Below are 13838 nucleotides of genomic sequence, written 5' to 3' on the forward strand. Positions count from 1 at the left end.
GTTCAGCGTATCCGTGACTTGAGCCAGCCGTTGACGGCGTAATGAATGAAATACCAGATCGACGCCGGCAGCGACAGCCGCTCCACCTCGCGGTAGACCTTCCACTGCCAGGCGGCGGCACTCGACTTGTTGCTCGACACCGTGCCCTGGTGCACGCGATACAGCGCCAGCGGCTCCGCGATACCGATCACCTTGTCGCGACAAGGCCCGAACCTGGCAGCAATGCGACGGGTAAGCCGGATCCACAGCGCCAGATCCTGGCGCTTGCGGATGTCGGGCATGCGCTCGCGCCCCAAGGCGCCGGCGTCGAAGATGCCGGTCAGACAGCCGATATGGTTGGACTTTAGCAGCATCACGTGATCGACCCACGGCGGCGGCACCACCGGCCGCTCGCTGCGCACGCCGGCGGTGTCGATCTTGTAGTAGGCGCTATAGCACAGCAACGCGCCGTGCTGCTGCATCGCCGCCAGCTGCGTGGCGAGCTTGTGCGGCAGCCAGGCATCGTCGCTGTCGAGAAAGGCGATGTAGCGGCCGACGCTCGCATCAATCGCCAGGTTGCGTGCCCGCGCCGGCCCGCCCTGCCCGGCGCTTTGCAGCACGCGGATGCGCGGGTCCACCGTGGCAAGCAGCCGGGCAACGGCCACCGTGTCGTCGGTCGAACCGTCGTCGACGATCAACAGCTCCCAGTCCTGATGCGTCTGCGCCTGCACCGAGGCCACTGCCTCGCGCAGATAGGGCAACGCGTTGTACGCTGGCATCACGATGCTGACGAGGGTGTCACGCACAGGTGTTTCGCTCATCGCGTCAGCCCGCCTTGCCGTAGTGGAACAGCGCCGGCCAGCGCGCGCCGATGCGGCGCGCATGTCGGGCCCAGAAATACAGCGATGCGATCAGGCATAGCGGCACACCAAAAATCTCGTAGAAAGCGATGGCGCGGGCACGAACGAACTCCGGCCGGGCGAATTGCTGGCCCGAGCGCAGCTCGGGGTGCACTACCGTCACCCGGTCCAGGTGCGAGATGCGCGCACCGGCGCGCAAGGCACGCGCCAGGAACACCGGCTCGTCGCACACCGGGTAGATGGCGCCGGCGCCGAGGCGCAGCGGAAAACGCACTGCATGGCGCCTCAGCCAGTCGGACTGCGCAATGATCTGGATGGTGCCCACTGTAAGGATGTGCCGGCGGTTGTAGCGCAGGCCGTCGGGTTGGCGCTTCATCGCGCGACCATCCGGCAGCAGCACCGAGGCGATCAGGATTTCATTCTCCAAGCGTTGCGGCAGCTCGGCGAGCAACACGTCGATCGACGTCGCCGGCAGCGCCACATCGTCGTCCATGAACCACAGCCACGGCGTGGCGCAATGGTCGATCGCCGCATTGCGGCTGTGGGTGACGCCGACGGTATCCAGTGGCAACACCGTCACATTGTCCGGCCAGCCGCCGCGATCCTCGCCCGGCCGCTGCCACAGCAGCAGGTACTGCACGCGTGAATCGAACGCCCAGTCGCGCACGGCAGCGATGCGCTCGCCGAACACCGCGACGGCCACGGTCAGCAACGCACTCACGGCAGCCTCCGGTAGCCGTGCAGCGCACGAGTCACCTGGAAGCAGATATCTTGCACGTACTGCCGCAGTTTGCGCGGCAACCGCGGGCTGAATACTTTCTGCCAAAAACCGGGATCGAGATCGAGCCGATCGCGCTCGATATGGCTGCCCGCCAGCAGCTCGGGGTGCGACAGCAGTGGCGCGTAATAGAGCCGGATGCTTGTGCCGGCCACGTAGCGATCCCAACCATCGGCCACCTGCGTCGTCGCCCGACCGCGTTGCAGCAGGAGCGCGGCACTCTGCCGGCTGACCACGTAGCCGCAGGTGCGCTTGATATGCGGGTAGCTGTAGCCGGCCAGCTCGTACAACCCCGGCGTGGCAGTCGGCTTGCCGTAGAGGCGTTTTCTCGACACCAGCCCCTGCTGGCCGCCGGCGATCAGGATGGCATCCTGGGGTAGTTGCACAGCCAGCGCCAGCACCTGGGCCAGCGCCTTATCGTCGCCCTCGACGTCGTCCTCCAGCACCAGCGCGCGCTCGGCCGCCGATTGCAGGAAGGTTTCGTACACCTGCAGGTGCGACAGCGTGCAGCCGAGTTCGGCCGGCGACATCAGCCGACGGTAATTGCGATAGAAATCGACAGTGCGCTCGAAGAAGGCACGCGCCGGCATGGCGCGGCCATCGACGGCCTCCACCAGCTGAAAAGCGGCAGCATGTTGCGGGAAACGCGCTGCCAGCGCCGATCGCCGGGCTTCATCCCGCGCCAGCGAAACCAGGTAGATCGGGTCACTCATCGTTCTCTACTCACCGTATCGAGCGGCGTCAACGGGATGCCGGCCTCGCGCAACAAGGCATAGACCGCTTGCCAGCGCGGATCGGCAATCTCCACCGCCAGCGTACGCACCCGTGGCCAGCCGGCAACGGAAAGCAGGCTGGAGCTGAAGAAGCTGCTGACCTCAACGCCAAGTTCCGGCTCGGCCTGCAGGCGCTGCGCCAGCCAGTCCTCGAATACCTCGGGCACGTCGGCGCGTTCCACGCCAATCACTGCATAGTCCTCGCGTGGATGCGGGAAATAAAGATCAGGCCGCAACGCATCAACCACCGCTTGGTTGGTAGCGCGGCTACGCTCGCGATCCGCTTCGTACAGCGGCTGGCCGAGGAACACCCGCTGCCAGCGCGTGGGCTCCGCCGCATCGGCCGGCGCATCAAACAGCGGCAGATAGCTGGCGCGCTCGAAGGTGTTGGGCTGGTGATAGATCGTATGGTGCCGTGCCGACTGAGCGCGGATGGTGTTGAGGTCATGCCGCACGCCGATCAGCGTAGCGATCAGCGCCCGCTTGTTGCCACGCGGCTTGGGCACGTCGAACAACCCGCCCCGGATCAAATTGCCCAGGCCATCGTCGAAGGTCTCCAGCCGGCGATAACGCAGCTTGGAGAGCAGGTAATGCACCAGCCATTCGTGCGCCGAACCGAGATAAACCGCGTCGAGCCGGCCCCAACCCAAGGCGGCCAGGCGCATGCGGGCAAGATTGCCGGCGCTGCCGCGCCCCAGCACCACATAGCGCGAACGCACGCACTGCGCGGCCAGCCGCTGGTAGTAGCGGCGCGCCTTGTCGTTGTCGTGTGTGGTGTAGAACAGCAGCTGCCACTGGGCCGGCTCGGCGGAGATCAGCCGCTCGGCGATCAGCGCGTGTAAGGGCGTCGCACAGATCAGCAATCGGCGCTCACTCATGCGGCGGCTCCAAAAGCGTTGCGCCATGGCATCGGATGGTGGCGGGCGGCAAAGAACCAGGTCGCGCCGAAGAAACAGGCCTTCGAGATCGCAAACGCCAGCGCCGCGCCGACAAGACCAATGGCGTGCACCAGCGCCAGCGCCAGCACCACGCTAAGCACTGCGCACGACAAAGTGATGCGCGACAGCACCGCCGTCTTCTTGGCGTAGAACAGGTAGTTGGTCACCATCAGATACATGCCATGGAAGGCGCCGCCCAGCGCGATGAACAGCACCACCTGCTCGGCGCCGGCATAGCGCGGGCCCAGCACCAGTGCTGCCAGCGGCGGCGCCAGCCAACCCAACAGCAGCGCAAATACCGTGATCGCGACGAAATAGCCGTAGGTCGCCCGCACCACGCGGCGCAGCGTTGCAGCGTCGTTGCGCGCCAGCACGCCAAAGAGCCAGGGCGCGTAGGCCTTGTTCACCGCATCGGCCAAGAGCTGCACGATCATGCCCAGCTGCAGGCCGGCGATATAGAGGCCGACCGCGTGTTCATCGAGCGCCCCGGCGATCACGAAGCGATCGGCATTGGCGAGCGCCACTCCCCCCAGTGCATGCGGCAGCAAGGGCACGCCAAAGTGCAGCAGCTCGCGCAGCGATGCGCCATCCGCCCCCCAGCGCAGTTGCTGTCGGCGAGCCAAAGTCCACAGCGCTACCGCGGCGGCGAACAGTGCAGCCAGCAAGAGGCCGGTTGCCCGGCCGCGCCAGTCCGGCAAAACGGTCGCGATCAGGCCAAGCGACAGCAGCACATTACCCGCCGCCTGCGACAGCTGGAACGCCGCGTACGGCCGCGCCTGGCCTGCCGTCTGCCAGGCCGCCAGCCGCACCTGCGCCACCATCTGCAGCGCCGCCAGCACCACACACAACGCCAGCCACTCGGGTGGCAGCCAGGTCTCGCCCGGCCACAGCGCGGCGACGAGCCAGGTAAGCAGCGTCAGTACCAGCGCCGAGGTCCATACCAAGGTCAGCGCGCTGCCGACGAAGCGGGGAAAGGCCTCGGGCGCTCGCTGGTGATAGAACACATTGAGCGCACCGGGCGCGGACAGGCCAACCAACGCCACCATCACCGCGGTGATCGCCTGGAACAGCGCGGCGATGCCGAACTGCTCCGGCGTCAACAGCCGGGTCAGGATGGGCAACGCAAGAAACGGAATGGCACTGCCGCCTAGATTGGCCAGCAGATACCAGGTGGCCGAACGGGCCAGCCGTGAGCTCATGAATGCCCGCCCTCACGCAGCAGGATGTCGGCCAGCAACAAGTCGGCACGGTAATCGATATCGATGGCACGCTCGGCCGGCATCACGTAGGCGTAGCTGTTCGCGCCCAGGAACCCGCCTTGCGCCTGCAGGCTGGCAGTGCGGGCGATGTAGATAGCGCCATTGAGGCGGTAGTAGGTCGGTAGATCCTGCGAGCGTTTGCCCAGCACCTCCGGGCGTAGGAAGCCGGCGAGCGAGCCATCGCCCGGCAAGGTGTTACTCCACAGCGGGCTGTGCTCGGCTTCGGAGACCGAGACCACGCTATCTGCACCGGTATCGCGAAAGCGCGCGAACGCCGCGCGGATGTCGTCGACGGTGCGCAGCGGGCTGGTCGGTTGCAGCAAGGTCGTCGTCTGCGGCATACCGGATTCGACCTCCAGCCAGGCCAGCGCATGGCGAATCACGTCCATCGAGCTTGCGGTATCGGAGGAAAGCTCGGCTGGGCGCAGGAACGGCACTTCTGCGCCGTACTCACGCGCAATCTTCGCCAGCGCCTCGCTATCGGTGCTGACCAGCACGCGGTCGAAACAACCGCTGTCGAGCGCCACGGTTATGGTCCAGGCAATCAGCGGCTTGCCAGCCACCGGCAGCAGGTTCTTGTTCGGCAGCCGCTTGCTGCCGGCCCGTGCGGGGATCAGCGCCAGCGACGACTCAGCCACCGAACAAGCCCGCCACATCCTGTTGCGCCCGCTCGAAATCGTTCATCTTGCCAATGTCCAGCCAGTACTCGGACAAGGTGTAGGTACCCACCTTGCGCCCGACCTCGACCTGCTGCATCAAGAGATCCGGCATATCGATGCGCTGGCTGGCGGCGACAGCGCGCCGAACTTGCGGCCCGACCACGTAGATGCCCGCGTTCACATGGAAGGTCAGCGACGGTTTCTCGTCGATGCCAGTCAGACTGTTGCCATCGCGCCGCACCACGCCGTAGGGCACCTGGTGGCTGTACTCGCGCAAACACATGGTCGCCGCGGCGCCCTCCGCCACGTGGAAATCGAGCAGGCCGCCGAAATCGAGGCGAGTCAGCAGATCGCCATTCATCATCACCATCGGCAGCTCGCCGATCGATTCGGGCAGCAGCCCCAGCGCGCCGGCGGTGCCCAGCGGCTCGGCCTCATGCACGTATTCGATGCTGACGCCCCAGCGGCTGCCATCGCCGAAATGCTGATGGATGACTTCGGGCAGGTAATGCGTGGAAATGTAGAAGCGATGAAAACCCGCTTCCTTGAAGCCCTCGAGGATGATCTGCAGGATGGGCTTGCTGCCCACCTTGAGCATGGGCTTGGGGCAGGTCTCGGTCAGCGGCTTGAGCCGCGTGCCGAAGCCGCCTGCCATCAGGAACACCGCGTTGTCGCGCTTGGGCACGGCCAGCAGCGATTCGGCGAAAATCACGTCAACGAGCCGCCCGCCCTCCACCACCGGCAGATGCAGGAAACCACGGGTATCGAGCAGCTCGCGCGCCCGCGCCGAGGTCAATTCGCTCGGGGCGAATACGGTCGGCGTGGCATTCATGATCTCGGTGACCGGCGCCTCCAGCGACACGCCGCGCAACAGGCCGCGCCGCAGGTCGCCATCGGTGACCAAGCCCAGCAACCGCGCGTCGGCATCGACGACGAACGCCGCGCGCGAGCCCAGCCGGTCGATCACGGCAACGGTTTCGCGAATGGAACTGGTCGGTGCGACCAGCATGTCTTTCCAGTTCTTCTGCATGGAATTCCTAGTCTCAGGCCGGCGGCAGGTCGTGGAAGCGTTTCACAAGGAGGCTCGCGAAATCGGTCTCGCGCAACACCGCCATGATGCGGTCGGTGGTGCCACCGTCGCCATAGGGATTGTTCTGGCTCGCTGCGGCTTGCCGCGCGCTGGCACTCGCCACGTGGGCGAGGCCTTCAGCGAGAGCCTGGGCGGTCGGCGCCACGTGATGGACCGAGCCGGCACGCACCCGCCCCTGCTGGCGCGCGCCGATGTCGAGCGTAGTCACGCCGAGTGAAGGCGCTTCGATGATGCCAGACGATGAATTGCCGACCACGGCGATCGCGTGCTTCACGGCAGAGAGGTAACGCAAGGAGCCGAGCGACGCGAACAGCGCCAACCGATCCGGATGTTGCGCCTGCCAGTGCTGCCAGCGCGCGTTCACTGCGCGCCCGCCGGTGTCGGCATTGGCCCCCGTCACGATGATGCGGGTGCCGGCCTGCGCCAGTAGCGCATCTACCAGCGCATCAACCTCGGTGACGGCGTCACCGTCGGCCAGCGTGACCGGATGGTAGGTGACCAGCCAGTAGCGCTCATCCTCGGTCAGCCCCAGCTGCGGCAGCAACTGCTCCCTTGAGAGCAGTGGCAGCGTCTTGATGCTGTCGATGCCGATGGCGCCGACATTGAACACCCGCGCCGGATCTTCGCCGAGCTGGACCACGCGACGACGGTAATCGTCGGTGGCGGTGAAATGCAGGTGCGCACACTTGGTGATGGCGTGGCGGAACGCTTCGTCGTACGCGCCCTCGGTGGTCTCGCCACCGTGCAGGTGGGCGATGGGAATGCGGAACAGCGTGGCCGCAGCCGCCACGGCCAGCATCTCGTAGCGATCACCCAGCATCACCAGAAACTGGGGCTGCAGGCGCGCGAATACGTCGGCAAAACCGGACAGCGCGAGGCCCATGCTCTTGGCAGTGGCGGTCGCCGTATCGCCAGCGAGCAGCATCTCCACCTTGGCATCGATCGCAAAGCCGTCGGCTTCGATCTGTTTCCAGGTCAGGCCAAACTCGGGCGAAAGATGCGCGCCGGTCACCACCAGCTGCAGCGATACTGCATCATCGGCCTGTAGCGCGGCGATCAGTGGCCGCAACAGGCCGTATTCGGCCCGGGTGGCGGTGACGACGCAGATCCGCCTTACCACGCGATCACCTCATCCTCGGCGTAGTCGCGGCTTGCCAGGCGGCCGATCAGCTCTGGCCAGCGCATCGGGCTGATGCCGGTGCCCGGCCGCTTGATCGTCAGGTTGTCGGCGCTGAACACCTCGCCTGCACGAATGGCGCGGGCGGCGACGATGCTCTTTCTGGCAATGGGTCGATTCTTGGCCTCGGAGGGCGTCGGCTGCTTGATACCGTTGCCGAGCGCGGTTTCCACCGCGTGGATCGCGGCGACCATGCTGGTGAGCTCGCCCGGCTCCAGCGAAGCCTTGTGATCGGGCCCGGGCAGATTGCGATCGAGCGTGAAATGCTTTTCGATAACCCGCGCTCCGAGCGCCACGGCGGCGACCGAGATCTCCTCGCCAGCGGTATGGTCGGAATAGCCGTAAGCAGTGCCGAACAACGCGCCCAGATTGGGCATGGCGCGCAGGTTCACATCGGTAAGCGGCGTCGGGTATTCGGTATTGCAATGCAGGATGGCCAGTTGCTCGCGGGTCAGGCCGTTCGAGAGCAGCACCCGCACCGCGTCGTCGATCTCTGCCACCGTCGCCATACCGGTGGAGAGGATGGTCGGCCGTTGCAAGGCAGCGATCCGGCACAGGTAAGGGTAATTGGTGATCTCGCCGGACGGTATCTTCCACAAGGGGATATCGAGCGCGATCAGGTAGTCGATGCTGGCCAGATCGAAAGCCGTGGAGAAGAACAAGATGCCCCGCTCCTGCGCACGCTGGCGCACGGCGTCGTGCGCCTCGGGCGAGAGCTCCAGACGCTTGAGCATCGCGTATTGCGATTCCTCCACGCCGGTGTTGGCCTTCTGGTAATCGGCCATCACCGCATCACGCGACACCAGCGCAGCGGCTTGGAAGGTCTGGAATTTCACCGCATCGGCACCGGCATCAGCGGCAGCATCGACCAGCCGCAGCGCCAGCGCGGTGTCGCCGTTGTGATTGACGCCAGCTTCGGCGATGACAAAGACGCGATCCTGCCATGGCGTCATGGAATTCCCCCGAGCCGTCCGGTGCAAACCGGGCGGCGCATCCGTTTTTCCCGCCTAAGCGGGGAAAATGTATCAAGAACAACAGTCAACACTCGCACACCCACCTCGTCATTGCGCCGGGCTTTGCCCGGGGCCTGCTTCAGCATGGATGTCCACGGCAGTCTCCAGGCGCCGGGCGGGCACGCCGACCCAGGTGCCGGCCTCCTCGATATCGGCCGTGACCACCGCGCCAGCACCGATCACCACATCGTCGGCAACAGTCACGCCCTGCAGCACCACGGCACGGGTGCCCACCAGGCAACGACTGCCGACGCGCGCGCCGCCGTTGACGATGGCCCCCGTCGCCACGTGGCTATGCGCACCGATCACCGCATCGTGCTCGACCAGCGCGCCGCTGTTGATGATGCAATTGGCACCAACGTCGGCTCCGGCGTTGACGAGCGCATGGTGCAGCACCGCGCAACCTTCACCCAGCGTCGCCCATGGCGACACCACGGCCGAGCCGGCGACCAATGCGGCCAGCGGCAGGCCCAGCGCCTTCAGTTGATCGTACAGCCGCACGCGTATCGCGGCCGATTTCACTTGCCCGACGGTGATCAGGAAACGCTGCCCGTCGGTGGCCTGGCGCAACCAGTCGTCGTCACCCAGCCAGGGAGCGCCTTGCATATTGGCCCGCGAATCACGGTCGATGAAACCGGTCACCGTCAGCCCTGCGCTGCGCGCAGCTTCCAGACAGGCGCGGCCGTGGCCACCACCACCGATGAATACCAGCGCGCTCATGGCCGCACGCTGCTCGGCAGGTTGACAAGGCGCGCCGCCAGCCATTCGGCATTGGGCAACGGCCCGCACTGCGCCTGGGAAAACGCGGGCAGCGTCTGCATCAGTTGCCATACCGGCCGCGTCATCACGCCCAGGCCATTGCTGTACGCAAGAAAAGCATCGCGCTCGGCCTCATTCTCAAGCAGCACCGCGTTAAGCCAGTAATTGCTGCGCGTGCCGGACGGCTCGGTGACGAATTCGATGTCGTTCGCCACGCAGAACGCGGCATAGCGTGCCGCGGTCTCGCGCTTGTCGGCGAGAATGTTCGGCAACTGTTCCAGCTGCGCGCAGGCGAGCGCGGCATTCAGGTTGGGTAGCCGATAGTTGTAGCCAACCTGGTCATGCGAGAACGCCCACGGATGCGCCTGTTTGGCGGTGGTAGTGAGATGTTTGCCCAGCTTGCCGAGGCGCTCATCGTTGGTGACGATGCAGCCACCGCCGCCACAGGTGACCGTCTTGTTGCCGTTGAAGCTGAACGCGCCCAAACGGCCGATGGCGCCGGTATGGCGCTCGCCAACGTAGGAGCCCAGCGATTCGGCCGCATCCTCGATCAGGGCGATGCCCCACTCTGTGCAGATCGCGTTCAGCTCATCGACATCGCACGGCAGGCCGAAGGTGTGCATAGGCACGCAGGCAGCGATGCGTCGGCCGGAAGTGCGGTTGTAGCAGCCATCGTCGCGCCGCTCGGCATGCTCGGTGAGGAAAGCCGAGAGCGCAGTGGGCGACAGGCCCAGGGTGTGCCGGTCGACATCGACGAATACCGGGTGCGCGCGCTGGTAACTGATGGCATTGCAGGTCGCAACAAAGGTCAGCGGCTGGGTGATCACCTCATCGCCATCTGTCACACCAGCGAGGATCAGCGCCATATGCAGCGCGGCAGTGCCATTCACCGTCGCCACCGCATACTGCGCGCCGATGATCTCACGCATCATCGCTTCGAAGCGATCGACATAGGCGCCGACCGACGAGACAAAGGTGGAGTCGATGCAATCGAGCAGATACTGCTTTTCGTTGCCAACGAAACGGGGCGCATGCAGCGGAACGAAGTCGGCCGAGCCGTAGAGCTCACGGACAAAGTCGACCAGCGCTTCGAGCCGGGGAGACATAAGCGGGCCCATCAGACGTTGTAGATATCGGGTTTGTATTTGGCGAGATTGGCCGGCGCGAGGAACCATTCCACCGTTTCCTGCAGGCCCGCCTCGATGCTGTATTGCGGCTCGAACCCGGTCAGCGAGCGAATCAGGCCGTTGTCGCACCACAGGCGGAACACTTCGGATTTCTCCGGCCGGATACGCGCCTCGTCGGTGATGAATTCGACGTCGGATTGCATGATCTTCTTGATAAGGTTGAGCGTATCGCCCACCGAGATTTCGAAGTTGGAGCCGATGTTCACTGTCTGGCCGACGGCGGCATCGCACTCGGCCAGCGCGATAAAGCCGCGGCAGGTATCGGTGACGTAATTGAAATCGCGGGTCGGGCTGACGTCGCCGAGCTTGATCTGTTTCTTGCCGGCGGCGATCTGGCTGATGATGGTCGGGATCACCGCGCGCGCGCTCTGGCGCGGGCCGTAGGTATTGAACGGGCGGGCAATGGTCAGCGGCAGACCGAAAGCGTTGTAGAAGCTCATCGCCATCGCATCGGCGCCGATCTTGCTTGCCGAATACGGCGACTGCGGCTGCAGCGGATGCTTCTCGTCGATCGGCACATATTGCGCCGTGCCGTAGACTTCCGACGTCGAGGTGTGGATCACCCGCGCCACGCCATTTTCCTTGGCAGCCTGACAGATGTTCAGCGTGCCGCGCACGTTAACGTCGACATAGCTATCGGGCGCAACATAGGAATACGGGATCGCGATCAGCGCCGCCAGGTGGAACACCACATCCTGACCCTTGGTGATGGCCTTGCAGAAGTGCGGATCGCGCACATCGCCGCTCACCACCTTGATCGCATCGCGGCAGGCCACATCCTCCAGCCAGCCCCAATAGTTGAACGAATTGTATTGCGCCAGCGCGGTGACTTCGTAGCCACGGCTGACCAGCATTTCAACGAGGTGGGAGCCGATGAAGCCATCGGCACCGGTGACGAGTGCTTTTTTCATACAGGAGTCCAGTTCTGTGCGAACGACCAAGCAATCAGGTCATCCAGCCTAGATGCAATACGGCCAAGTGCATCGGCAAAGCCGGCATTGTCGTCGCACCGGAGGGCTAAGAGGGTAACGCTCTGTTTAAATCGGAACATTTACCGAAGGCCCTTTGCCGAAGGCCCGTCGTGCCAGCCTTCATTCTGGCGCCGAATACGCGTAGCATTTCGCCTCATATCCCTCGCTGTTACGGCCGCAAGCGGCCCGCCCAACCCAGAGTCTACCCCATGAAAATCACCGACAAAATCGAGATCAGCAACAGCGGCCCCATGGTGCTGTTCGGCGGCGTTAACGTGCTGGAAGACCAGGATTTCACGCTCAAGGTCTGTGCCGAATACGTGCGTGTGACCGAGAAGCTGGGCATCCCCTTCGTTTTCAAAGCCTCGTTCGACAAGGCCAATCGTTCGTCCATCCATTCCTATCGCGGCCCGGGCCTGGAAGAGGGTCTGCGCATCTTTGAAGCGGTGAAGCAGGAATTCGGCGTGCCGCTGATCACCGATGTGCACGAACCCTGGCAAGCCGCCCCCGTGGCCGAAGTGGTCGACGTGCTACAGCTACCCGCCTTTCTCGCCCGCCAGACCGATCTCGTCGTCGCCCTGGCCAAGACCGGCAACGTGATCAACATCAAGAAGCCGCAATTTCTCAGCCCCTCGCAGATGGGCAACATCGTCGAGAAGTTCATCGAAGCCGGCAACGATCAGCTGATCCTGTGCGATCGCGGCACCTGCCTGGGTTACGACAACCTGGTCGTCGACATGCTGGGCTTTGGTGTGATGAAGAAGACCTGCAACGATCTACCGGTGATCTTCGACGTGACGCATTCGCTGCAGCAGCGCGAAACCGGCGGCAAGGCGTCCGGTGGGCGCCGCAGCCAGGTTCTGGAACTCGCCCGCGCCGGCATGGCCGTCGGCGTCGCCGGCCTGTTCCTTGAAAGCCATCCCAATCCGAATGAGGCCAAGTGCGATGGGCCCAGTGCGTTGCCGCTGGCGCAACTCGAACCTTTCCTCGCGCAGGTGAAGGCCATCGATGATCTGGTGAAGAGTTTCGAACCGCTATTGATTGAATAAGCAGTGAGCAGCTATAAAGCTGCTCATTTTTTGTACATCAACAAAGCAAATGCTGGAATTAATTCAGGTTGTGTCAAAAACTCGGGCTAAGCTCACACTCGCGACCTTCGCATACGAATGCTGAGAATATGTATGCCGCCTACAGCGTCCGCTCACCTATAACGGTGGCACGCACCAGATCTTGAACGTCGCATGCTGATTCGCTTTATTAATTAGGCTGACACAATAACGCCTTGTGTGCATGCGCCAAGGCGCAATTCTACCTGTAAAGGAAATAAATGCCACAAACAACTGCGGCGCGGGATGGCGTTCAGGGATTGCGTGCGATCGCCTTTATCTTGGTACTGATACAGCACGCGATATATTTTGCATGCACCGCAAAGGGGCTGGACTTCGCTCCATACCTGTTGATTCGCTTCGGCAAGATTGGCGTTTCCATGTTCTTTGTGATCTCCGGCTACGTCATGGGGGAGTGCTTGAACCAGGGGCCGCGATTTATGTTGAACCGGGCTCTGCGCATCTATCCACCCTATTGGCTGGCCGTGGGCTTGAGCTGGTTCTTGCTGAGCGGTACCACCCCTTGGTCATTTAGCTGGAATTCATTCCTGCTGGCGCCCCCCGCCAGCCTGGCGGAGTTAAACAACAGCTACTCGATCCCTTATTGGACTCTTTGTTATGAGATCGCTTTTTACCTGGCGGTCTATATGATGATCCTGCTGCGGCTCAAGCGCGAGACGGTAGCTATGGTATGCGTGGCGTGGTTGACCGCAATTGCAATAGTCGACATCTACGCACCAGGCATTAATATACACGTGCCAGGCTGGTGGATCCTATTGTCGCCGGAATCTATCTACTTCGTGTTGGGCCTGTTTATTTCGACAGCTGGAATCAGTTCGCTACAGCGCTTTAGCGGCCCGCAATTACTGATGATTGGCGTATTGCTGTGGGTGTTTGGCCAGAGCTACAAATCAGCGTTGCAAGCCCCGACCATCACCATTACTGCGGTAGCCTTCGCGCTGGTATTGCTGGGCACCATGCGACTCCGCTTCCCCTGTGCGCTGGTGCGCCTAGGTGATATGTCCTACGGGGCCTATCTGGCGCACTCCATGCTGATTGTCGCAGCAATGAGGGCAATGCCAGAGACGCTTGCCGGCATGCAATTGGCCGCGGTGTGCGCGGTACTACTGGCAGTCGGTGGCATCGGCGGTCTGGCATATGGCTGGGTAGAATTCCAGATCCACACCCGCCTGCTGAAAAGAATATTCCGCAGGACGAGGGCTCAGCCCGGCATGGTGGAGCTGGACCCCTCGCCCGTCGCAGAATTGGTACGGTGACCGTTTTCTAGC

General features: G+C 63.6%; 14 protein-coding genes. 2 read left to right on the forward strand and 12 right to left on the reverse strand.

Features of this window, described 5'->3' with window-relative positions:
- Positions 1-2 precede the first annotated feature (2 nt).
- The 12 genes from NLI84_RS05545 to NLI84_RS05600 form a co-directional block, all read right to left on the reverse strand.
- Complete coding sequence (locus NLI84_RS05545; protein WP_255988757.1) at positions 3-800, reverse strand: glycosyltransferase family 2 protein; 798 nt, start codon at positions 798-800, stop codon at positions 3-5.
- Between the two features lie 4 nt (positions 801-804).
- The gene (locus tag NLI84_RS05550) at positions 805-1560 is read right to left on the reverse strand and encodes a glycosyltransferase (RefSeq protein ID WP_255988758.1); all 756 of its coding nucleotides are present in this window, start codon (positions 1558-1560) and stop codon (positions 805-807) included.
- Positions 1557-2330 carry a glycosyltransferase family 25 protein gene (locus tag NLI84_RS05555; RefSeq protein WP_255988760.1) on the reverse strand — a complete coding sequence of 258 codons (774 nt, stop codon included), beginning with the start codon at positions 2328-2330 and terminating at the stop codon, positions 1557-1559. Before NLI84_RS05555 ends, NLI84_RS05550 begins: the two co-directional genes overlap by 4 nt.
- Positions 2327-3268, reverse strand: a complete 942-nt coding sequence (locus tag NLI84_RS05560; protein WP_255988762.1) for a glycosyltransferase family 52 — start codon at positions 3266-3268, stop codon at positions 2327-2329. The genes NLI84_RS05555 and NLI84_RS05560 overlap by 4 nt, the downstream gene beginning before the upstream one ends.
- Complete coding sequence (locus tag NLI84_RS05565; protein ID WP_255988763.1) at positions 3265-4527, reverse strand: lipopolysaccharide biosynthesis protein; 1263 nt, start codon at positions 4525-4527, stop codon at positions 3265-3267. Before NLI84_RS05565 ends, NLI84_RS05560 begins: the two co-directional genes overlap by 4 nt.
- Positions 4524-5225, reverse strand: a complete 702-nt coding sequence (locus NLI84_RS05570; RefSeq protein WP_255988764.1) for an acylneuraminate cytidylyltransferase family protein — start codon at positions 5223-5225, stop codon at positions 4524-4526. Before NLI84_RS05570 ends, NLI84_RS05565 begins: the two co-directional genes overlap by 4 nt.
- Positions 5218-6276, reverse strand: coding sequence for a nucleotidyltransferase family protein (locus NLI84_RS05575; protein WP_255988765.1), 1059 nt, complete (start codon positions 6274-6276; stop codon positions 5218-5220). Before NLI84_RS05575 ends, NLI84_RS05570 begins: the two co-directional genes overlap by 8 nt.
- A 13-nt stretch (positions 6277-6289) precedes the next feature.
- On the reverse strand, positions 6290-7456 hold the full coding sequence (gene neuC, locus NLI84_RS05580) for a UDP-N-acetylglucosamine 2-epimerase (protein ID WP_255988767.1): 1167 nt from the start codon (positions 7454-7456) through the stop codon (positions 6290-6292).
- Complete coding sequence (neuB, locus tag NLI84_RS05585; RefSeq protein WP_255988769.1) at positions 7450-8466, reverse strand: N-acetylneuraminate synthase; 1017 nt, start codon at positions 8464-8466, stop codon at positions 7450-7452. Before neuB ends, neuC begins: the two co-directional genes overlap by 7 nt.
- Positions 8467-8574: 108 nt before the next feature.
- Positions 8575-9246, reverse strand: coding sequence for an acetyltransferase (locus tag NLI84_RS05590; RefSeq protein ID WP_255988770.1), 672 nt, complete (start codon positions 9244-9246; stop codon positions 8575-8577).
- A complete protein-coding gene (locus NLI84_RS05595) occupies positions 9243-10391 on the reverse strand; it encodes a LegC family aminotransferase (RefSeq protein ID WP_255988771.1) in 1149 nt (382 codons plus the stop codon). Before NLI84_RS05595 ends, NLI84_RS05590 begins: the two co-directional genes overlap by 4 nt.
- An 11-nt stretch (positions 10392-10402) precedes the next feature.
- The gene (locus NLI84_RS05600) at positions 10403-11383 is read right to left on the reverse strand and encodes an NAD-dependent 4,6-dehydratase LegB (RefSeq protein ID WP_255988773.1); all 981 of its coding nucleotides are present in this window, start codon (positions 11381-11383) and stop codon (positions 10403-10405) included.
- Between the two features lie 269 nt (positions 11384-11652).
- On the opposite strand from NLI84_RS05600, the gene kdsA reads away from it, so the two are divergent.
- A complete protein-coding gene (kdsA, locus tag NLI84_RS05605) occupies positions 11653-12492 on the forward strand; it encodes a 3-deoxy-8-phosphooctulonate synthase (protein ID WP_255988774.1) in 840 nt (279 codons plus the stop codon).
- 278 nt (positions 12493-12770) lie between these two features.
- Positions 12771-13826: an acyltransferase family protein gene (locus tag NLI84_RS05610; RefSeq protein WP_255988776.1), complete on the forward strand. Its 1056-nt coding sequence runs from the start codon at positions 12771-12773 to the stop codon at positions 13824-13826.
- The last annotated feature ends 12 nt before the right edge of the window (positions 13827-13838 follow it).

This window comes from Chitinolyticbacter albus (assembly GCF_024437655.1).
Taxonomy (GTDB): Bacteria; Pseudomonadota; Gammaproteobacteria; order Burkholderiales; family Chitinibacteraceae; genus Chitinolyticbacter; species Chitinolyticbacter albus.